Below are 18,340 nucleotides of genomic sequence, written 5' to 3'. Positions count from 1 at the left end.
TTATAAAAGCTAGTCTTGTTCACTAAAACTTTTCTAATAAACGAAAGGAACTAGAATAATGTCAGTTATTTCTATGATTTTAGTCGTTGTTGTTGCCTTCTTTGCTGGACTTGAAGGTATCCTCGACCAATTCCAATTCCACCAACCACTTGTTGCTTGTACCCTCATTGGTCTTGTAACAGGTCACCTCGAAGCAGGTGTTATCCTTGGTGGTACTCTTCAAATGATTGCCCTTGGTTGGGCTAACATTGGTGCTGCTGTTGCCCCTGATGCTGCTCTTGCTTCTGTTGCATCTGCCATCATCATGGTGCAAGGTGGAGACTTTACTAACAAAGGTATCAGTTTTGCCTATACAACAGCTATCCCTCTTGCCGTTGCTGGACTTTTCCTTACTATGATTGTTCGTACAATCTCAGTTGGTCTAGTTCACGGTGCCGACGCTGCTGCCAAAGAAGGTAACATTGCCGCTGTTGAACGTACTCACCTGATTGCTCTTCTTCTCCAAGGTCTTCGTATTGCTGTTCCTGCTGCTCTTCTTCTTGCAGTACCAACATCAGTTGTACAAAGTATCTTAGGTGCTATGCCAGATTGGTTGTCAGGTGGTATGGCTGTCGGTGGTGGTATGGTTGTTGCCGTTGGTTATGCAATGGTTATCAACATGATGGCTACTCGTGAAGTATGGCCATTCTTCGCTATCGGTTTTGCTCTTGCTGCTTTGTCTAACCTTACACTTATCGCAATGGGTACAATCGGTGTCGCTATCGCTATTATCTATATCAACCTTTCTAAACAAGGTGGTAACGGTGGTGGAACTTCCTCAGGTTCTGGCGATCCAATTGGCGACATCCTTGAAGACTACTAGGAAGGGGAACAATCATGGCTGAAAAAATTCAATTAAGCAAATCAGATCGTCAAAAAGTTTGGTGGCGTTCAACCTTCTTGCAAGGTTCATGGAACTATGAACGTATGCAAAACTTAGGTTGGGCTTACGCACTGATTCCTGCTATTAAAAAACTCTACACTTCTAAAGAAGACCGAGCTGCTGCTCTTGAACGTCACTTGGAATTCTTTAACACTCACCCATACGTAGCTGCTCCTATTCTTGGTGTAACACTTGCCCTTGAAGAAGAAAAAGCAAACGGTGCTGAAATTGATGACACTGCTGTTCAAGGGGTCAAAATCGGTATGATGGGACCTCTTGCTGGTATTGGTGACCCTGTCTTCTGGTTTACTGTTCGTCCTATCCTCGGTGCTCTCGGTGCGTCACTGGCTATGGCTGGTAACGTTATGGGACCAATCTTGTTCTTCGTTCTTTGGAACCTTATCCGTATGGCCTTCCTATGGTACGCTCAAGAATTTGGCTACAAAGCTGGCTCAGAAATCACTAAAGACATGTCAGGTGGTATCTTGAAAGACATCACTAAAGGAGCATCAATCCTCGGTATGTTTATCATTGCTGTTCTTGTTGAACGTTGGGTAAACATTGCATTTACAGTTTCACTCCCTTCTAAAACATTGTCTAAAGGTGCTTACATTGAATTTCCTAAAGGAAACGTAACGGGTCAACAATTGCATGACATTCTCGGTCAGGTAGATAGTGGCCTTGGACTTGATAAAATGCAAGCACAAACACTCCAAGGACAATTGGATGCATTGATTCCTGGTTTGATGGGACTTCTCTTAACCTTCCTTTGCATGTGGTTGCTTAAGAAAAAAGTATCACCAATCACAATCATCATTGCATTGTTCATCGTTGGTATTGCTGCTCGTTTCTTCCATATCATGTAATGACTTAGTGAGAAGTTAGGACAAATGTTCTAACCTCTCTTTTTTATCTTTATAAAAACCTTTACTGCTCATAAAAATGGCGGAGCGTTTTAGAAGATTGCTGCAAATCACCTAAGACCTGTCAAACTATTTTGATTATGATATAATAAAACGAAAAAACGATAAAGTGAGAGAAATTTATGGCTCAATCCCTTAACAAATCAGTTGAATTACAAACCAGCGGTGTGTCTTACTTGGCAATGGGTGGAAAGGTCGGGAAATTCCTTATTGGCGATGTCGCCATTGAATTTTACCCAGATGTCAATGTCGAACAATTTATTCAAATTCCTTGGACAGCCATCAATCAAATCGGCGCCAACGTCACTCGAAAAAAGGTTAGCCGTCATTTTGAAATCTTCACAGACCAAGGCAAGTTTCTATTTGCTTCTAAAGACTCTGGAAAGATTCTCAAAGTCGCACGTAACCACCTTGGTAATGATAAAGTAGTGAAATTGCCGACCTTCTTCCAGACTATCATTACCAAAGTGAAGTCTTTCAAACGCCAATAAGTCACTGTTAACCCAGATTTAGTTGTCAACTAAGCCTGGGATTTTCATTTTTATTAATCCTCCCCTATGCTCATTACTGCTCCACAGCATAGTACCTCATCAATTGAGACCATAGCAACTATCACAAGGAGGTTCACAGCTACGCTCTGCTATTAACAAAATGACTATATCCCTGGCAAAACATCCTATTTTACTTAATTCCCCAGCTTTGTTGGTTAAGATATGGTTTACTTTTAAGCAAAATTTGTATATAATATAGCTAACGGATAAGTAAGATTGAATACTTTTTTCAGAAAGTCTGCGGTAGCTGCAAGCAGATAAAAGCACAATCCCAAATTCTACCGTGTCGTAATTTAAGAAATAATCAAGTGCACAGGATGTGAAGCTGGATGGAACCGCGCGTTTAGCGCTCCAGCGCGTACATCTTGTGTTTTTTCTTATTAAGGAGGCTTTTTCTATGATTCAAATCATTGTTCATGCTTTTGCAGACAAAGCAAAAGCTGTTGTTGAAGTGCTTTTCGCCTCATCAGACAAAAACGCTATTAACAATAAAATGGAGGCATACCAAAAGCAGTTCCCAGAAGACTACTTGGCCATCTATGATTTGCCACTTGATACTGACCTCGCTGACTTAGCGCATTACCCATCCGTAGCCATCAGTAAAGAGGACTTCAAGTAACTTAATTACTACTAACCCTTGTATCACTTACTAACCTATTTGGAGGAAACTATGTTAGACATCAAACGTATTCGTAATGACTTTGACACTATGGCTGAGAAACTTGCCAACCGTGGCGTTAGTCAAGAAACACTTCACGAACTCAAAGAGCTTGACGCAAAACGTCGTAAGCTTCTGATCAAATCCGAAGAAGCAAAAGCAGAGCGTAACATCGCATCTGCTGCTATTGCCCAAGCTAAACGCAACAAGGAAGATGCTTCTGACCAAATCGCAGCTATGCAAAAACTATCCACCGACATCAAGGCAACCGATGCCGAATTAGCGGAAATTGATGAAAAACTCAACGACATCATCGTGCGCTTGCCAAACACACCACACGAATCAGTCCCTGTCGGTGCTGACGAAGTTGAAAACGTGGAAGTTCGCCGTTGGGGAACACCTCGCGAATTTGACTTTGACATTAAAGCACATTGGGATCTTGGTGAAGACCTTGATATCCTTGATTGGGAGCGCGGTGCGAAAGTTACTGGTTCTCGCTTCCTTTTCTATAAAGGTTTAGGTGCACGTCTAGAACGTGCCATCTACAACTTTATGCTTGATGAACACGCCAAAGAAGGCTACACTGAAATCATCCCACCTTACATGGTTAACCACGACTCAATGTTTGGTACTGGTCAATATCCGAAGTTCAAGGAAGACACTTTTGAGTTGGCAGACAGTGATTACGTCCTCATTCCAACTGCTGAAGTACCTGTAACCAACTACTACCGTGGCGAAATTCTTGATGGTAAAGATTTGCCAATCTATTTTACCGCTATGAGTCCTTCATTCCGCTCTGAAGCAGGTTCTGCTGGGCGTGACACACGCGGACTAATCCGTCTGCACCAATTCCACAAAGTTGAAATGGTAAAATTCTCTAAACCGGAAAGTTCTTATGATGAGTTGGAAAAAATGACGGCTAACGCCGAAAATATTCTCCAAAAACTAGGCTTGCCATACCGTGTTATCACCCTCTGTACTGGCGATATGGGCTTCTCAGCTGCTAAAACTTATGACTTGGAAGTTTGGATTCCAGCTCAAAACACTTACCGTGAAATTTCTTCATGTTCAAATACTGAAGATTTCCAAGCACGCCGTGCCCAAATCCGTTACCGTGATGAAGCAGATGGCAAAGTAAAACTCCTTCACACCCTCAACGGTTCAGGTCTTGCTGTCGGACGTACTGTCGCAGCCATTCTTGAAAATTACCAAAACGAAGATGGTTCTGTGACAATTCCCGAAGCCCTTCGTCCTTATATGGGGGGGGTAGAAATCATCGCACCGAAATAAAAAAGAACAAATCAGAGGTCTCTTAAAAACCTTTGGTTTGTTCTTTTTTGAGCATTATTTTGTTGCTTGATAGTAGGGCAATACTTTATCAAATCCAGCGGCAAGTCTATCTGTCAGATCGTCAACTGTAATATCAGCTGTCAGTGGAATATCGTATTTGACCAGTACTTTACGAACATCCCCTAACTTAATCTGTTCTTGCAAGCGCAAGCGATTTTCCTCCGTGCCCGCCTCACGATGACTGACGCTATCTACCTGTACAAAATAATAAAGCGGCTCTGCTATTGTCACCGACAAAACCTTATGCTGTTTGTCTAGGGTATCATCAGATTTCTTGCGCTCCACAAAGCTGACCTCAACAGATATTCCAAAATTGTCCTTTATCCCGTAGAGCCTGATAGCTAAGGCTACATCCTCTTGACTGTCACATGGCAAGAGATAATAACACCAAAAATGCGGGCGGCAAATCTGTGCCTGATTCATCCATTGACTGACACCTCCTGGCTCAAATGGAGTAATTTTAGGTATTAATGCCTTACAAATTGTCTCAAATTCCTTGCGTGCAGCCTGTGCTAATTGCCGTACATTCGACATCATAGAAGCCATATCCACCGTCTTTTCTGGCTTGATATATTTCATTCCTTGGTAATCCAAATAGTTATTAATTGCCTCTAACATTCGCACACCTCTTTTTTCTTACAATCGTTATATCAAAAAAGCCTGCTCAGCAGACCTTTTAATATTTTCTAAAACGTTGGTAACGATTCTCCAACAATTTTTCTAGTGGAAGTTGGCTCAACTTATCCAATTCCTCAATCAAATTATTTTTAATCGTCTCAACAATTTCACTTGAAAAATAACCTCGTTCTGGAATGACTTTATCAACGACATCCATATTAAGTAACTGACCAGCTGTGATTTTCATTAATTCAGCGGCTTCGGGGGCCCTAGAACCATCTTTCCATAAAATAGAAGCGAAACCTTCAGGACTGAGCACGGCATACATTGTATGTTCTAGCATCCATACCTTATCAGCAACAGCCAGCGCAAGCGCTCCTCCAGAACCTCCCTCACCAATAATAATAGCGATAATAGGTACTTTAAGGTCACTCATTTCCATGAGATTTCGGGCAATAGCTTCGCCCTGACCACGTTCTTCGGCACCAACACCAGGATAGGCCCCAGCAGTATTGATAAAGGTTATCACTGGACGAGCAAATTTTTCGGCTTGCTTCATGAGACGAAGTGCTTTACGATAGCCTTCTGGATTTGGCTGCCCAAAATTACGCTTGAGATTGTCTTGAAGATTTTTTCCTTTTTGAACACCGATGACAGTGACGGGGCGACCTGATAGATAAGCCAGACCTCCCACAATAGCACCATCATCTGCAAAATGACGGTCACCGTGTAGCTCCATGAAATCATCAAAAATCAAATCAGCGTAATCTAAAGTCGTTAGACGGCCTTGATCCCTAGCTTCCTTCAAAATTCTGGCCACATCGCTCATTTGCCACCTCCATGAAAATCTACTAACTTAGCAATCGTATCACGCATATCTGTCCTTTTCACGATAGCATCTACGAATCCGTGTTCTAGCAAAAATTCTGCCTTTTGAAAATCATCAGGTAGATTCTCCCGAACGGTTGTTTCGATGACACGACGACCAGCAAAACCGACTAAAGCCTGTGGCTCTGCCAAGATAATATCACCTTCCATGGCAAAACTTGCTGTCACACCACCCGTAGTTGGGTCAGTCAGGATAGTCAGATAAAACAGCCCTGCATTTGAATGGCGTTTAACAGCTGCTGAAATCTTGGCCATCTGCATAAGACTCATGATACCTTCTTGCATACGGGCACCACCAGAAGCAGTGAAAATAACGACTGCTAGCTTTTCTTCAATAGCATACTCAAACAAGCGCGTTATTTTTTCACCAACAACAGTTCCCATAGAAGCCATAATAAAGTTAGAATCCATGATGGCTAGAGCTAGTCTTTTTCCTTTAACTTGGGCCAATCCTGTTAAGACAGCCTCATCCAAACCAGTTTTTTCACGAACCGCCGCCAATTTATCCAAATATCCTGGAAAATGAAGAGGATTACTTGTCTCAATACCCGTGAACAATTCTTGAAAACTTCCTTCATCAACTGTTAGAGCCAGACGCTCTCGAGCAGAAATGCGGAAATTATAAGAACAAGCTGGACAAATTTTAGCGATACCTAAATCCTTCTGATAAATCATATGCTTGCAGGCAGGACACTTGGCAAACAATTCATCTGGAACTTCTGGAACTTCTCGCGGTTCAGCTTTTTTGACAGACTTATTAGGATTTATCCTGATATATTTGTCCTTTTTACTAAATAAAGCCATGAAATCTCCTATTCCTCATCTTTATTATAGTTGGGTAAAAATGTCTCCATTAAGAAAGCAGTGTCATAATCACCAGCGATGACATACTGGTCAGAAATCAAGTCCATTTGGAAGCCGACATTAGTCACCACTCCCTCAATTTCGAGTTCATAGAGGGCGCGTTGCATTTTCATCAAGGCATCAAAGCGATTTTCTCCATGGACAATGATTTTTGCAATCATACTATCATAATAGGGCGGGATGCTATAACCTTGATAAACTGCTGAGTCAACACGCAGACCCACTCCTCCGCTCGGTAGATAGAGTTCTGTAATCTTACCTGGACTTGGGGCAAAATTAAACTTAGGGTTTTCAGCATTAATTCGACATTCAATAGCATGTCCCCTAATCTTAATGTCATCCTGAGTAAATTCCAGTGCCTCACCAGCAGCAATTTTAATTTGTACTTTGACAATATCAATGCCAGTCACAAACTCTGTCACAGGATGCTCAACTTGCACCCGAGTGTTCATTTCCATGAAGTAAAAGTTGCCCGATTTTTCATCTAAGAGAAATTCGATAGTACCAGCATTTTCGTAACCAACGGCTTTGGCAGCGCGAACAGCTGCATCCCCCATCTTTTTACGAAGCGTTGCTCCAATAGCAACCGAGGGACTTTCTTCTAAGACTTTTTGATTATTACGTTGAAGTGAACAATCACGCTCACCCAAGTGAACGATATTTCCAAAAGAATCACCCAAAATTTGCACTTCAATGTGGCGAGCTGGATAAATAACTTTTTCTAGGTACATAGCACCATTACCGAAAGCTGCCAAGGCTTCTTGCGAAGCTGATTCAAAGGCTGCTGTCAGATCTTCTTTGTGCTCAACCTTGCGAATTCCTTTACCACCTCCACCAGCTGAAGCCTTAAGCATAACTGGATAACCAATTTTTTCGGCGACTTCTAAAGCTTCTTCGGATGTAAAAACTTCACCATCAGAACCAGGAATAACAGGTACCTTAGCTTTAACCATTTCTGCACGCGCATTGATTTTATCTCCCATCTTATCCATGACTTCACCAGATGGGCCAATAAACTTAATATGCATCTCTTCACACATAGTAGCAAACTTCGAATTTTCACTTAAAAACCCAAAACCCGGATGAATGGCTTCTGCACCAGTAACGATAGCTGCCGATAACACAGCATTCATATTGAGGTAGGACTCTGCCGACTTAGCAGGTCCGATACAGATAGCCTCATCAGCCAAAATGGTATGCAGTGACTCCTTGTCAGCTTCAGAATAGACGGCAACCGTAGAGATACCTAGTTCACGCGCAGCACGAATAATCCGCACCGCAATTTCTCCACGATTGGCAATCAACAATTTTTTAAACATAGCGATGCAAAACTCCTTCTATTCGACCTATTTCTTTTAGTTTCCCAGTGCAAAAGTCAGTGTTCCACTAGCTGCCAATTTGCCATCAACCTCTGCTTTCGCCTCAACAACCGCAATAGTCCCACGACGTTTGATAAATTTGGCGGTCATGATCAGTTGATCACCCGGCACAACTTGCTTTTTAAATTTAACCTTGTCCATGCCAGCGTAAAAAACCAGTTTCCCTTTGTTTTCAGGCTTTGATAATTCCAAAACACCAGCAGTCTGAGCCAAAGCTTCCATGATAAGCACACCTGGCATAACAGGGTATTGTGGAAAATGTCCATTAAAGAATGGCTCGTTGATAGTTACATTCTTGATGGCTACAATTTCCTCGTCACTGACCTCAAGGACACGATCTACCAGCAGCATCGGGTAACGGTGAGGCAAAGCCTCACGAATAGCATTTATATCTATCATTTGATGCGCACCAATCCTTTTCCAAATTCAACAACTTCTTCGTTATCTACAAGAATTTCAGTCACAATACCGTCACGCGGTGCTGGAACCTCATTCATAACTTTCATAGCTTCAATAATCAAAAGTGTTTGTCCTTTTTTCACGCTGTCGCCAACAGTTACAAAGGCTGGTTTATCAGGTGCTGGTGACAAATAAGCAACACCGACAAGTGGACTATCAACTAAATCACCTTCAACAGCTACTGTATTTTCATTGGCTTCAACAGTTTGAACTTGGGCTGGTGCTACAGATTCAGCGGTTATTGCAGGAGCTACCACTGGAGTTTGAACAACTTGTGCTGCTGTAGAACCCGCAGAAGCAGCAACATTATCATTCTTGCTAAACGACAATTCATCTGTTGCATTACGATAAGAAAATTCTTTGAGGCTTGATTGGTCAAATTGAGCCATTAAGTCTTTAATTTCTGAGATATTCACGATTAGCCCTCCCAGCGTTTGAAGGTCAGCACTGCATTATGCCCACCAAAACCAAAGGTATTAGAGACAGCGTATTTCACTTCTGCATCTTGACCTTGACCAAAAACAACATTTGCTTCAATGTAGTCTGATAATTCTTGAGTACCAGCAGTCATTGGAATATAGCTGTGACGCATAGCTTCAATTGTTGCAATTGCTTCAACTGCACCAGCAGCACCAAGAAGATGACCAGTGAATGATTTCGTTGATGAAACAGGGACTTCTTTACCAAGAACCGAAACAATGGCTTGACTTTCCCCTTTTTCATTAGCCTGAGTTGATGTTCCATGGGCATTGACATAGTCAACATCTTCAGGAGCGATACCTGCTTCCTTGATAGACAATTTAATAGCCTTAGCCGCACCAGAACCGTCAGGCGTAGGTGTTGTCATATGATAAGCATCACAGTTGCTACCATAACCAACAACTTCCGCTAAAATAGTTGCTCCACGTTTTTGAGCATGCTCAAGACTTTCAAGTACGAGGACACCAGCACCTTCACCCATCACAAAACCATTACGATCCTTATCAAATGGAATAGCTGAGCGAGCTGGGTCTTCAGTTGTAGACAAGGCAGTCAAGGCATTGAAACCTCCGATACCAATTTGAGTGATGGATGCTTCTGCACCACCAGCCAAAACAACATCTTGGAAACCATATTTGATTTCACGGAAGGCTTCACCGATAGCATCATTAGCTGAAGCACAGGCTGTTGTAATAGATTTACATACCCCTTGAGCACCAATTTTAAGAGCAATATTGCCAGCACCCATGTTAGACAAAGCCTTAGGAATAAACATTGGTTTAATACGTTTCATCCCTTTTTCGTGCATACGGATGATTTGGTCTTCCAACTCTTGCAAACCACCGATACCAGATGAAACAATGACACCTGTACGGTCACGGTCTACTTGTTCCATATCAAGCTCGGCATTTTCCAAAGCTTCCATGGCAGCGTAGATAGCATAAAGTGAATAGAGATCCATACGATTCGTATCTTTTTTGACAAAATACTTATCAAATGGAAAATCTTGGATTTCACCTGCATTAAAAACTGGAATAGAGGAAGCATCAAATCGTGTAATTGGCTTAATCCCGATCTTACCATCATGAAGGCTATTCCAAAAATCTTCTGGCGTGTGACCGATTGGGGAAGTTACACCGTAACCTGTTACGACAACTCTGTTTAACGTCATATTTTTCTCCTTATTTCTGAGGAATATCAAAATTATTGCATAGTCATGCCACCATCAATGGCAATCACTTGTCCAGTAATATACTCTTGCTCAGCCAAGAAGCTAGCTACTTGAGCGACTTCTTCAGATTTACCAATACGTTTCATTGGAATCTGAGCAATCATAGCATCTTTCATCTTATCTGGGATGGCATCTGTCATATCTGACTCAATAAAGCCTGGTGCGATGGCGTTGACACGTACTCCTCGTGCAGCTACCTCGCGAGCAACAGATTTGGTAAAACCAATCAGTCCCGCTTTTGAGGCAGCATAGTTAGCCTGACCGATATTGCCTGTCAAACCGACAACACTTGATAAATTTATGATAGCACCTTGGCGCGCTTTTGTCATCGGTTTCAAGACCGATTGTGTCATGTTGAAAGCACCAGTCAGATTAATCTTGAGCACACGCTCAAAATCTTCTTCCGTCATTTTCAACATCAATTTATCGTTAGTAATTCCAGCATTGTTAACTAGAATATCAACCGAACCAAGTTCTGCGATAGCCTCCTCAACCATACGCTTAGCGTCAACATTATCAGACACATCCCCCGAAATGGCGACAACCTTGACGTCATATTCTGCGAATTGCCCTAGCAGCTCTTGAGAAATATCAGAGCGGCCATTCAGAACAATGTTAGCACCTAAGCTTGCAAAACGATGAGCAATGGCTAACCCTATTCCTCTAGTTGAACCTGTTACAAAGACATTTTTATTTTTAATTTCCACAAGACTTCTCCTATTTTTTCAACAGTAACTCAAAGCTTTCCTTGTCTTCCACATTGACTGTAGGAATGGTTTTATCAATTTTCTTCATAAAATTGCTTAGAACCTTACCAGGACCAATTTCAATGACATCAGTCATACCAAGTTTCTTCATGCTTTCAATAGACTCATAGAAGCGAACAGGCTCCATAACTTGTCTAGCTAAGAGAATCTTTGCCTCTTCAACATTCATCACTTGAGCTTCAGTATTGCCAACCAAAGGAATAGTGAAATCAGAAAAGGTTACTTTTTCAAGTTCCTTAGCTAACTTTTCACTGGCCGATTTCAGGAGTGCTGTGTGAAATGGTCCAGAAACCTTCAAAGGAATGAGGCGCTTAACACCTGCTTCTTTGAGATTTTCAACAGCAGCATTCACAGCCTCAACGTCACCGCCAATAACAATTTGAGTAGGTGTATTGTAGTTTGCAGGACGTACATAGCCTTTGTCAGAAGCTTTTTCACAAGCTTCCTCAATGATTTCAACAGGCGTGCTCATGACCGCAACCATTTTTCCTGTTCCAGCAGGAGCGGCTGTTTCCATGAACTCTCCACGTTTTGCTACTAAGGCAACCGCTTCTTCAAATGTAAGGGCACCTGATGCTACTAAGGCTGAGTATTCGCCTAGAGACAAGCCGGCCACTATATCAGGTTTTATTCCTTTTTCCGATAAAAGACGATAAATGGCAACCGAAGTCGTTAAAATAGCTGGCTGAGTATAGCGAGTTTGGTTAAGTTTATCCACATCATTGTCAATTAGTGACCGAAGATCATAACCTAAAATTCGACTGGCAGTATCAAATGTTTCTCTTACAATTGGATAAGTCTCATACAGATCTCTTGCCATACCTAGTTTCTGAGCACCTTGACCGGCAAATAGAAAGGCTGTTTTTGTCATTCATAATCCTCCAAGATTCTAAATAAGTTAAAATCTTTTCTCTTTTTGTGAACCAGAAAAGTCTTTGCTAATTAGTCTGTCCAACGTTTTGCTTCTTCCAAAATCACTTCTTTAGCTCCATAGTAAAGATCTTTTAAGATTTCCTCACATGTCTCTTCTTTACGAACTAAACCAGCGATTTGTCCTGCCATAACAGAACCGTTGACAACATCGCCATCAACTACAGCATTACGGAGAGCACCAGCACCGAGTTCTTCAATTTCTTCAGCTGATTTTTTCCCAGCTAGAAAATCTTTTTCAGCTTGACCATAAGCAGAAGAAAGTTTGTTCTTGATTGCACGTACAGGATGTCCTACAACTGACGCAGAAATAACTGTGTCAATATCTTTCGCTTTTACGATTTTATCTTTAAAATTTTGGTGAGCATTGGATTCCTTAGCAACAACAAAGCGAGTCCCAACTTGAATAGCCTCTGCACCAAGCATAAAAACAGCAGCAGCACCACGGCCATCAGCCACACCTCCTGCACCGATAACAGGAATATCGACAGCATCTACGACTTGACGGACAAGTGTCATGGTTGTTAATTTTCCGATGTGTCCTCCTGCTTCCATACCTTCGGCGATAACTGCATCTGCGCCCAGTTTTTCCATACGTTTAGCAAGCGCAACGCTTGGCACAACAGGGATAACTGTAATTCCCGCTTCGTGGAAACGTTCCATGTACTTGCCAGGATTTCCCGCGCCAGTTGTAACTACCTTAACACCTTCTTCAATGACAAGATCAACGATATCATCTGCAAATGGTGACAAAAGCATGATGTTAACACCAAATGGCTTATCTGTGATAGATTTCACCTTGTCAATATTAGCTTTAACAACTTCTTTAGGCGCATTTCCCCCGCCAATAATACCGAGACCACCAGCATTAGAAACAGCACCAGCTAAATCACCATCAGCAACCCAGGCCATACCGCCCTGAAAAATCGGATATTTGATATTTAATAATTCTGTAATACGTGTTTTCATTTTTAAACTTTCTAAACCTTACCTTTAGCAATAATTTGATTATCAAACTATCAGAATAAGAAGAGAGAATATTCTTTACAGAATACTCTCAAAAAGTGCTTATTTTGTTTTTTCTTCAACGTAAGCAACAAGGTCACCTACTGTATTAAGACCTTCTTCAGTTTCGATTTGGATGTCAAAGGCATCTTCGATTTCTGAAATAACTTGGAAGACATCAAGTGAATCTGCATCAAGCTCATCAAAAGTTGTTTCTAATTTAACTTCTTCTGCTTCTTTACCAAGTTCTTCAACGATAATTTCTTGTACTTTTTCAAATACTGCCATTTTTATGTTCTCCTTAAATATAAATAAATATTTTTATAAATGTGTTTAAACACAAGATATAACTAAATTTTAACAATTAGTGTGCCCCATGTCAATCCGCCACCGAATCCCGATAGTAAAATTGTCTGCGAACCATCTAATTTAATAATGCCTTTTTCCACACACTCCGATAAAAGAATCGGGATACTAGCAGCGCTCGTATTACCGTATTCCATCATATTAGCGGGAAACTTCTGACGATCCACCTTCATTTTCTTAGCCATCTTATCTAAAATGCGACTATTAGCCTGATGAAGCAGATAATACTCAATATCATCCAAAGACAAAGATGACTCTTCAATCAACTCTGAAATGCTCTTTGAAACATCTCGGATGGCAAAATCAAAAATTGCTCTACCATCCATCTTAAGAAACTTGGCGTCAACATTTTCCCTTGAATAAGGTGACGACAAACCAGTATAGCCTGAAGTCAGACCTTGACCACGTCGACCATCTGTATTCAATGATTCAGCTAGAAAATGTTTTTCCGAATCAGCTTCAAGTAAAACACCACCAGCACCATCTCCAAATAAGACTGCTGTGCTTCTGTCTGTCCAATCAATTGTTTTAGACAAAGTTTCAGCACCGATAACTAAACCTCTTTGATAGGCACCTGAAGCAATTAATTTCTCAGCTGTAGCTAGAGCAAATACAAAACCACTACAAGCAGCTGTCAGATCAAAGGCAAAAGCATTAACAGCACCAATATTAGCTTGAACTATAGCGGCTGTCGAGGGCATCATCGAATCAGGCGTGATGGTCGCTACAAGAATAAAATCAAGTTGACTAGCCTCATAATCAGATTTCTCTAGCAACTGCTTAGCAACTTCAGTGGCCAAATCACTTGTTGACTCGTTTTTACTAATATGACGTCTTTTAATTCCAGTTCGTGATGAAATCCACTCGTCACTTGTATCCATTATTAAAGATAAATCATCATTACTTATTACTTGACTAGGTGCATAATGAGCAACTTGACTAATTTTTGCGAACACCATCATACCAACTCCTCAAGGAACTTATGAAGATTTTTTAAACCGCTCACTAAAGCTTTCATATCATTTTCATCCATATCTTCAACAATTTGGCTAACCATATTTTTATGGAACTTTTTATGCAGACGGTCCAATAGTCTCCCTTTTTTAGTCAAAGTCAAGTAAACTACACGACGGTCTCTTCTAGAACGTGTCCTAGTCACATAACCTTTTGTCTCAAGTTTATTTAAGCTAGTGGTAACCGTTCCAAGCGTCAACATCAGCTCACGGGCAATATCACTTGGTGTAACATTGGAATATTTTCCGATAATTTCAATTGTGTGCATTTCCTTCAAGGATACGTCATTGAATTGACTTGTTTTCAAACTCATTTCTTCAATAACTGAGACTCTATTAAATATATCAACAAGATATTCATTAATTTCGCTATATTCCAATATTGCACCTCCACCAATAAACTTTGACGTCCAAAGTATATCAAACACCAAATTATTTTGCAAGACTTTCCGAGAAGATTTTGATAAAGCTAAATTTCCAATCTATTTTCCTGTAAATTTTGGCCGACGCTTTTCAGCAAATGCGCGAACACCTTCCTTGAAGTCTTCTTTGAAAGCTAAGCTTTCTTGTAATTTCAATTCTAATTTAGCATAATCTGCCCAACCCGCAAAAAAGCTCTGCCAAACCATTTCTTTCATCGCTTTATAAGAATTGATAGAGCCTCTCTTCAATCGAGTAATCAGACGTTCTGTTGTTCTATTCAGTTTTTCAGACTCACATGTACGGTAAACAAAACCATAGTCCTCAGCTTTGGTAGCCGAAACACCTTCACCCGTCATCACCAAATGGGTAGCACGATTTAGTCCAACAGCCCGTGTTAGAAGGTAAAGTCCCCCCGCATCAGGAGCTAGACCAACATTTACAAAGGCTTGAATAAATTTTGAACGCTCAGTGGCCAAGCAAAAGTCAGCAGCTAAAGCCATATTAAAGGCAGCACCCGCAACAGGTCCGTCAACACTCATAATAACTGGTTTAGGTAATTTTTTCATTGCAAAAGAAATATCCTGTACCAACTCAGCAATTTTTACCAAGGATTGGACATCATCTGCCTCAACAGCTCTTTGCATCTCACTCAAGTCACCGCCAACTGAAAACACTTTTCCATTTGCCTTGATCAGCAAAATTTTGACATCCGCATTATCAGCCGCCAAATCAATTGCTCTTAATATTTCCTGACACATGGGAATGTTAAAACCGTTAGATACTTCTGGTCGATTAAAGGTAAGGGTAGCTACCTCATTCTCCACTTCATAGATAATGTCAGCAAAAGTCATCTGTCTTCCTCCATTATAAATTTGATACTTTAATTATTTGATTATCAAACTATTATGTAGTCTATTTTAACATAAAAAAGCAAACTCATGCAAGGAAAAATAAAATAGATTTGATAAAAAATAATTATTTTATCACATGATCTATAACAAATAAAGATTATTACTCACTCAAAGTTTATTGGAAAAAGCTAATAAATACAATTCAATCATCTGAACTAGAGTAATTATCGTAAATTGAGCGCTTACAATTTAAAGCCTGCCATAACAAAAAAAGACAAGCTAATTTATAGCTTATCCTTTATCATTAAACAGTTCTTATTTATTAGCACTATTAGCATTGAAAATAAGATCAAAAGCTTCACTTAAATTATTAATAAATCTATGAGCTGCACTTTGATTCATACCATACAAGTGATCTTCAACAGCCCAGACCTCAATTCCCGCTGAAACACCTGCTGCAATCCCTTTTTCACTATCTTCAATAATCAATAAATTTTCTTTAGGAAATCCTAGTTGACGCGCCGCTTCATTATAAATTACTGGATCAGGCTTGCTCTCTGGAAAATCTTCTCCTGATAAAACAATGTCAAAATAAGTATCTAACTTAGTATCTCTCAAAGCCTTCTTAATATCATTCATGGTAGAACTTGAGGCTAAGGCCAACCTTAAACCAGACTTTTTAAGCTCACTAACCACTTTTTTTGTATCCGAAAAAATCAACTCTTTATAGGGTAAAGGATGGGTGTTTTTGTAATCAGTATATTCCTTTTGCAGACTGGCAACATCCCATTTATCGTAGTCTTCACACAAAATAGCCTTCCAAACTTGCTTCATATTGCCACCGATAAAAAAACTAGGGGGAAGATGCTTAATGGAAATCCTCTTGCTGGCTAAAAAGATTTCTCGACGGTGATAATAAAAACCTTCAGTGTCAAAAAGAACCCCATCCATATCAAAAATAATCGCTTCATAGTTCTTCATTTTTCCATTATACTACCTTTTTATTAGAAAAACTACTGACAAATTATCTGAATTTTGCTATAATTTATCTAAAATTCAAAATATTGGAGTTAAAATGAAAGTTTCTAAATTTGGTGGCAGCTCCCTCTCCTCTGCTGAGCAATTAAATAAAGTCTTAAATATCGTCAGGTCGGATGAGGAAAGAAAATTTATCGTTGTTTCCGCTCCAGGGAAACGTAATCCGGACGATACCAAAGTAACAGATGCTTTAATCAAATATTATAACAACTATACTTCTGGCAAAGATGTCACTACTGACCAAGAATGGATTATCAAACGTTATAAAGATATGGCTGATGAACTAGGTCTTTCTCCTAAAATCATTGACACTATTTCAGAAGCTATCAAACAGCTTGCTGACCTTCCGATTGAGAACAATGACTTTCTTTACGATACTTTCTTAGCAGCAGGGGAAGACAACAACGCTAAACTTATCGCAGCTTTCTTTAGCAAAAATGGTCTCTCCGCGCGCTACATCCATCCGCAAAAAGCTGGAATTTTTGTGACTGGAGAACCAGGTAATGCCCGTATTCTACCATCAAGTTATGATAAACTTGAGAATCTGAGAGATTACGAAGGTGTCCTTGTTATTCCTGGCTTCTTTGGAGCAACTCTAGATAATCATATCTGCACATTTTCTCGCGGTGGATCTGATATCACAGGTTCAATCGTTGCCGCGGGTGTTAAGGCTGATCTTTATGAAAACTTTACAGATGTCAACGGTATTTACGCAGCTCACCCTGGTGTCGTTAAAAAACCTCATTCCATCCCTGAGCTTACCTACAAAGAGATGCGTGAATTAGCTTATGCTGGTTTCAACGTTCTTCACGATGAGGCTCTTATTCCTGCTTATAGAGGACGTATTCCACTGGTTATCAAAAACACCAATAATCCTGAGCATCCTGGCACCAGAATCGTCCTAGAGCATACTGGTGCAGATGTGCCCGTTGTGGGCATTGCTGGAGACGATAAGTTTGTCAGCATCGATATTTCAAAATATTTGATGAACCGAGAAGTCGGTTTTGGTCGTAAAGTCCTGCAAATTCTGGAAGACCTCAACATTCGTTTTGAACATATGCCTACCGGTATTGACGACATGTCAATTGTTCTCAGAGAGCGTGAGTTGACGCCAATCAAGGAGCAAGAAATCATTTCACAATTAACACATAATCTTGAAGTTGATCATGTTGAAATCAAACGTGGACTATCCATTCTCATGATTGTTGGAGAAAACATGAAGAGTCACATCGGTGTTACCGCCACAGCTACAAAAGCCTTCTCGGATAATCACATCAACTTGACAATGATTTCACAGGGATCAAGTGAAGTTTCCGTTATGTTCGTTATCAATACAGAAAATGAAAAAAAAGCCGTTCGTGCCTTGTACAACGCCTTTTTCTCAAAATAAATCATAAACCAACACTCTTTTTGTTATGTTTCTATATGACAAAAAGAGTGTTTTCCTATATCTTAGGGCATGGAAAAATTCATAATAATATTTTTTCAGTAAGCTACAATCAATTCATCTGAATAGGTTACACTAAACTAGACAGAATTTATAAAGTGTTCTACACTAAAGAAAAGAGGAGAACAGATATGTCTAGAAAAATTCGCCGTCATTTCACAGATGAGTTTAAACAAC

The 18,340-nt window shown here is 40.3% G+C and carries 21 protein-coding genes; 6 read left to right on the top strand and 15 right to left on the bottom strand.

Features of this window, described 5'->3' with window-relative positions:
- The first annotated feature begins 58 nt into the window (after positions 1-58).
- The 5 genes from A3GS_RS0106050 (at position 59) to serS (ending at position 4,344) form a co-directional block, all read left to right on the top strand.
- Positions 59-862 carry a PTS mannose/fructose/sorbose transporter subunit IIC gene (locus tag A3GS_RS0106050; RefSeq protein ID WP_018364532.1) on the top strand — a complete coding sequence of 268 codons (804 nt, stop codon included), beginning with the start codon at positions 59-61 and terminating at the stop codon, positions 860-862.
- Between the two features lie 14 nt (positions 863-876).
- Positions 877-1,788 (top strand): PTS system mannose/fructose/sorbose family transporter subunit IID, encoded by a 912-nt coding sequence (locus tag A3GS_RS0106045; protein WP_018364531.1) that lies wholly within the window; start codon positions 877-879, stop codon positions 1,786-1,788.
- Positions 1,789-1,967: 179 nt separating this feature from the next.
- On the top strand, positions 1,968-2,336 hold the full coding sequence (locus tag A3GS_RS0106040; RefSeq protein ID WP_018364530.1) for a DUF956 family protein: 369 nt from the start codon (positions 1,968-1,970) through the stop codon (positions 2,334-2,336).
- A gap of 457 nt (positions 2,337-2,793) precedes the next feature.
- Positions 2,794-3,015, top strand: coding sequence for a hypothetical protein (locus tag A3GS_RS0106035; RefSeq protein WP_018364529.1), 222 nt, complete (start codon positions 2,794-2,796; stop codon positions 3,013-3,015).
- A 51-nt stretch (positions 3,016-3,066) separates the two neighbouring features.
- Entirely contained in the window at positions 3,067-4,344 is a 1,278-nt protein-coding gene (serS, locus tag A3GS_RS0106030; protein WP_018364528.1) for a serine--tRNA ligase, read from the top strand.
- Positions 4,345-4,398: 54 nt separating this feature from the next.
- Here the strand turns inward: serS and A3GS_RS0106025 are convergent, their stop codons facing one another.
- The 15 genes from A3GS_RS0106025 to A3GS_RS0105955 form a co-directional block, all read right to left on the bottom strand.
- A complete protein-coding gene (locus tag A3GS_RS0106025; RefSeq protein ID WP_018364527.1) occupies positions 4,399-5,022 on the bottom strand; it encodes a hypothetical protein in 624 nt (207 codons plus the stop codon).
- A gap of 58 nt (positions 5,023-5,080) precedes the next feature.
- Positions 5,081-5,851 (bottom strand): acetyl-CoA carboxylase carboxyl transferase subunit alpha, encoded by a 771-nt coding sequence (locus A3GS_RS0106020; protein WP_018364526.1) that lies wholly within the window; start codon positions 5,849-5,851, stop codon positions 5,081-5,083.
- Positions 5,848-6,714, bottom strand: a complete 867-nt coding sequence (gene accD / locus A3GS_RS0106015; protein WP_018364525.1) for an acetyl-CoA carboxylase, carboxyltransferase subunit beta — start codon at positions 6,712-6,714, stop codon at positions 5,848-5,850. The genes A3GS_RS0106020 and accD overlap by 4 nt, the downstream gene beginning before the upstream one ends.
- An 8-nt stretch (positions 6,715-6,722) precedes the next feature.
- Positions 6,723-8,093 (bottom strand): acetyl-CoA carboxylase biotin carboxylase subunit, encoded by a 1,371-nt coding sequence (locus A3GS_RS0106010; RefSeq protein WP_018364524.1) that lies wholly within the window; start codon positions 8,091-8,093, stop codon positions 6,723-6,725.
- A gap of 36 nt (positions 8,094-8,129) precedes the next feature.
- Positions 8,130-8,552, bottom strand: a complete 423-nt coding sequence (fabZ, locus tag A3GS_RS0106005; RefSeq protein ID WP_018364523.1) for a 3-hydroxyacyl-ACP dehydratase FabZ — start codon at positions 8,550-8,552, stop codon at positions 8,130-8,132.
- A complete protein-coding gene (gene accB / locus A3GS_RS0106000; RefSeq protein ID WP_018364522.1) occupies positions 8,549-9,028 on the bottom strand; it encodes an acetyl-CoA carboxylase biotin carboxyl carrier protein in 480 nt (159 codons plus the stop codon). The genes fabZ and accB overlap by 4 nt, the downstream gene beginning before the upstream one ends.
- A gap of 2 nt (positions 9,029-9,030) precedes the next feature.
- Entirely contained in the window at positions 9,031-10,263 is a 1,233-nt protein-coding gene (gene fabF / locus A3GS_RS0105995; protein ID WP_018364521.1) for a beta-ketoacyl-ACP synthase II, read from the bottom strand.
- 32 nt (positions 10,264-10,295) lie between these two features.
- On the bottom strand, positions 10,296-11,030 hold the full coding sequence (fabG, locus tag A3GS_RS0105990) for a 3-oxoacyl-[acyl-carrier-protein] reductase (RefSeq protein ID WP_018364520.1): 735 nt from the start codon (positions 11,028-11,030) through the stop codon (positions 10,296-10,298).
- A gap of 10 nt (positions 11,031-11,040) precedes the next feature.
- Positions 11,041-11,961: an ACP S-malonyltransferase gene (gene fabD, locus A3GS_RS0105985; protein WP_018364519.1), complete on the bottom strand. Its 921-nt coding sequence runs from the start codon at positions 11,959-11,961 to the stop codon at positions 11,041-11,043.
- A gap of 71 nt (positions 11,962-12,032) precedes the next feature.
- The gene (gene fabK, locus A3GS_RS0105980; protein ID WP_018364518.1) at positions 12,033-12,989 is read right to left on the bottom strand and encodes an enoyl-[acyl-carrier-protein] reductase FabK; all 957 of its coding nucleotides are present in this window, start codon (positions 12,987-12,989) and stop codon (positions 12,033-12,035) included.
- Positions 12,990-13,088: 99 nt separating this feature from the next.
- Entirely contained in the window at positions 13,089-13,313 is a 225-nt protein-coding gene (locus A3GS_RS0105975; RefSeq protein WP_006531079.1) for an acyl carrier protein, read from the bottom strand.
- Between the two features lie 62 nt (positions 13,314-13,375).
- Entirely contained in the window at positions 13,376-14,350 is a 975-nt protein-coding gene (locus tag A3GS_RS0105970) for a beta-ketoacyl-ACP synthase III (protein WP_026216298.1), read from the bottom strand.
- Positions 14,350-14,784, bottom strand: coding sequence for a fatty acid biosynthesis transcriptional regulator FabT (fabT, locus tag A3GS_RS0105965; protein ID WP_018364516.1), 435 nt, complete (start codon positions 14,782-14,784; stop codon positions 14,350-14,352). Before fabT ends, A3GS_RS0105970 begins: the two co-directional genes overlap by 1 nt.
- Before the next feature lie 102 nt (positions 14,785-14,886).
- Positions 14,887-15,678, bottom strand: a complete 792-nt coding sequence (gene fabM / locus A3GS_RS0105960) for a trans-2-decenoyl-ACP isomerase (protein WP_018364515.1) — start codon at positions 15,676-15,678, stop codon at positions 14,887-14,889.
- A gap of 315 nt (positions 15,679-15,993) precedes the next feature.
- Entirely contained in the window at positions 15,994-16,659 is a 666-nt protein-coding gene (locus tag A3GS_RS0105955) for an HAD family hydrolase (RefSeq protein WP_018364514.1), read from the bottom strand.
- Positions 16,660-16,753: 94 nt separating this feature from the next.
- Here A3GS_RS0105955 and A3GS_RS0105950 point away from each other — a divergent pair, with 94 nt between their 5' ends.
- Complete coding sequence (locus A3GS_RS0105950) at positions 16,754-18,106, top strand: aspartate kinase (RefSeq protein WP_018364513.1); 1,353 nt, start codon at positions 16,754-16,756, stop codon at positions 18,104-18,106.
- Positions 18,107-18,340 lie beyond the last annotated feature (234 nt).

Source organism: Streptococcus caballi DSM 19004, from assembly GCF_000379985.1.
Lineage (GTDB): Bacteria > Bacillota > Bacilli > Lactobacillales > Streptococcaceae > Streptococcus > Streptococcus caballi.
This window is presented reverse-complemented; position numbering and strand designations above follow the sequence as displayed.

What these genes read in the sequence shown, in the direction of transcription:
- A3GS_RS0106045 (WP_018364531.1), top strand. Translation starts at nt 877, where the DNA reads ATGGCTGAAAAAATTCAATTAAGCAAATCAGATCGTCAAAAAGTTTGG.
- A3GS_RS0105955 (WP_018364514.1), bottom strand. Translation starts at nt 16,659, where the DNA reads ATGAAGAACTATGAAGCGATTATTTTTGATATGGATGGGGTTCTTTTT.
- fabF (WP_018364521.1), bottom strand. Translation starts at nt 10,263, where the DNA reads ATGACGTTAAACAGAGTTGTCGTAACAGGTTACGGTGTAACTTCCCCA.
- A3GS_RS0105950 (WP_018364513.1), top strand. Translation starts at nt 16,754, where the DNA reads ATGAAAGTTTCTAAATTTGGTGGCAGCTCCCTCTCCTCTGCTGAGCAA.
- A3GS_RS0106020 (WP_018364526.1), bottom strand. Translation starts at nt 5,851, where the DNA reads ATGAGCGATGTGGCCAGAATTTTGAAGGAAGCTAGGGATCAAGGCCGT.
- A3GS_RS0106040 (WP_018364530.1), top strand. Translation starts at nt 1,968, where the DNA reads ATGGCTCAATCCCTTAACAAATCAGTTGAATTACAAACCAGCGGTGTG.
- A3GS_RS0106010 (WP_018364524.1), bottom strand. Translation starts at nt 8,093, where the DNA reads ATGTTTAAAAAATTGTTGATTGCCAATCGTGGAGAAATTGCGGTGCGG.
- fabD (WP_018364519.1), bottom strand. Translation starts at nt 11,961, where the DNA reads ATGACAAAAACAGCCTTTCTATTTGCCGGTCAAGGTGCTCAGAAACTA.
- A3GS_RS0105975 (WP_006531079.1), bottom strand. Translation starts at nt 13,313, where the DNA reads ATGGCAGTATTTGAAAAAGTACAAGAAATTATCGTTGAAGAACTTGGT.
- A3GS_RS0106050 (WP_018364532.1), top strand. Translation starts at nt 59, where the DNA reads ATGTCAGTTATTTCTATGATTTTAGTCGTTGTTGTTGCCTTCTTTGCT.
- fabK (WP_018364518.1), bottom strand. Translation starts at nt 12,989, where the DNA reads ATGAAAACACGTATTACAGAATTATTAAATATCAAATATCCGATTTTT.
- A3GS_RS0105970 (WP_026216298.1), bottom strand. Translation starts at nt 14,350, where the DNA reads ATGGTGTTCGCAAAAATTAGTCAAGTTGCTCATTATGCACCTAGTCAA.
- serS (WP_018364528.1), top strand. Translation starts at nt 3,067, where the DNA reads ATGTTAGACATCAAACGTATTCGTAATGACTTTGACACTATGGCTGAG.
- A3GS_RS0106025 (WP_018364527.1), bottom strand. Translation starts at nt 5,022, where the DNA reads ATGTTAGAGGCAATTAATAACTATTTGGATTACCAAGGAATGAAATAT.
- fabM (WP_018364515.1), bottom strand. Translation starts at nt 15,678, where the DNA reads ATGACTTTTGCTGACATTATCTATGAAGTGGAGAATGAGGTAGCTACC.
- accD (WP_018364525.1), bottom strand. Translation starts at nt 6,714, where the DNA reads ATGGCTTTATTTAGTAAAAAGGACAAATATATCAGGATAAATCCTAAT.
- fabZ (WP_018364523.1), bottom strand. Translation starts at nt 8,552, where the DNA reads ATGATAGATATAAATGCTATTCGTGAGGCTTTGCCTCACCGTTACCCG.
- A3GS_RS0106035 (WP_018364529.1), top strand. Translation starts at nt 2,794, where the DNA reads ATGATTCAAATCATTGTTCATGCTTTTGCAGACAAAGCAAAAGCTGTT.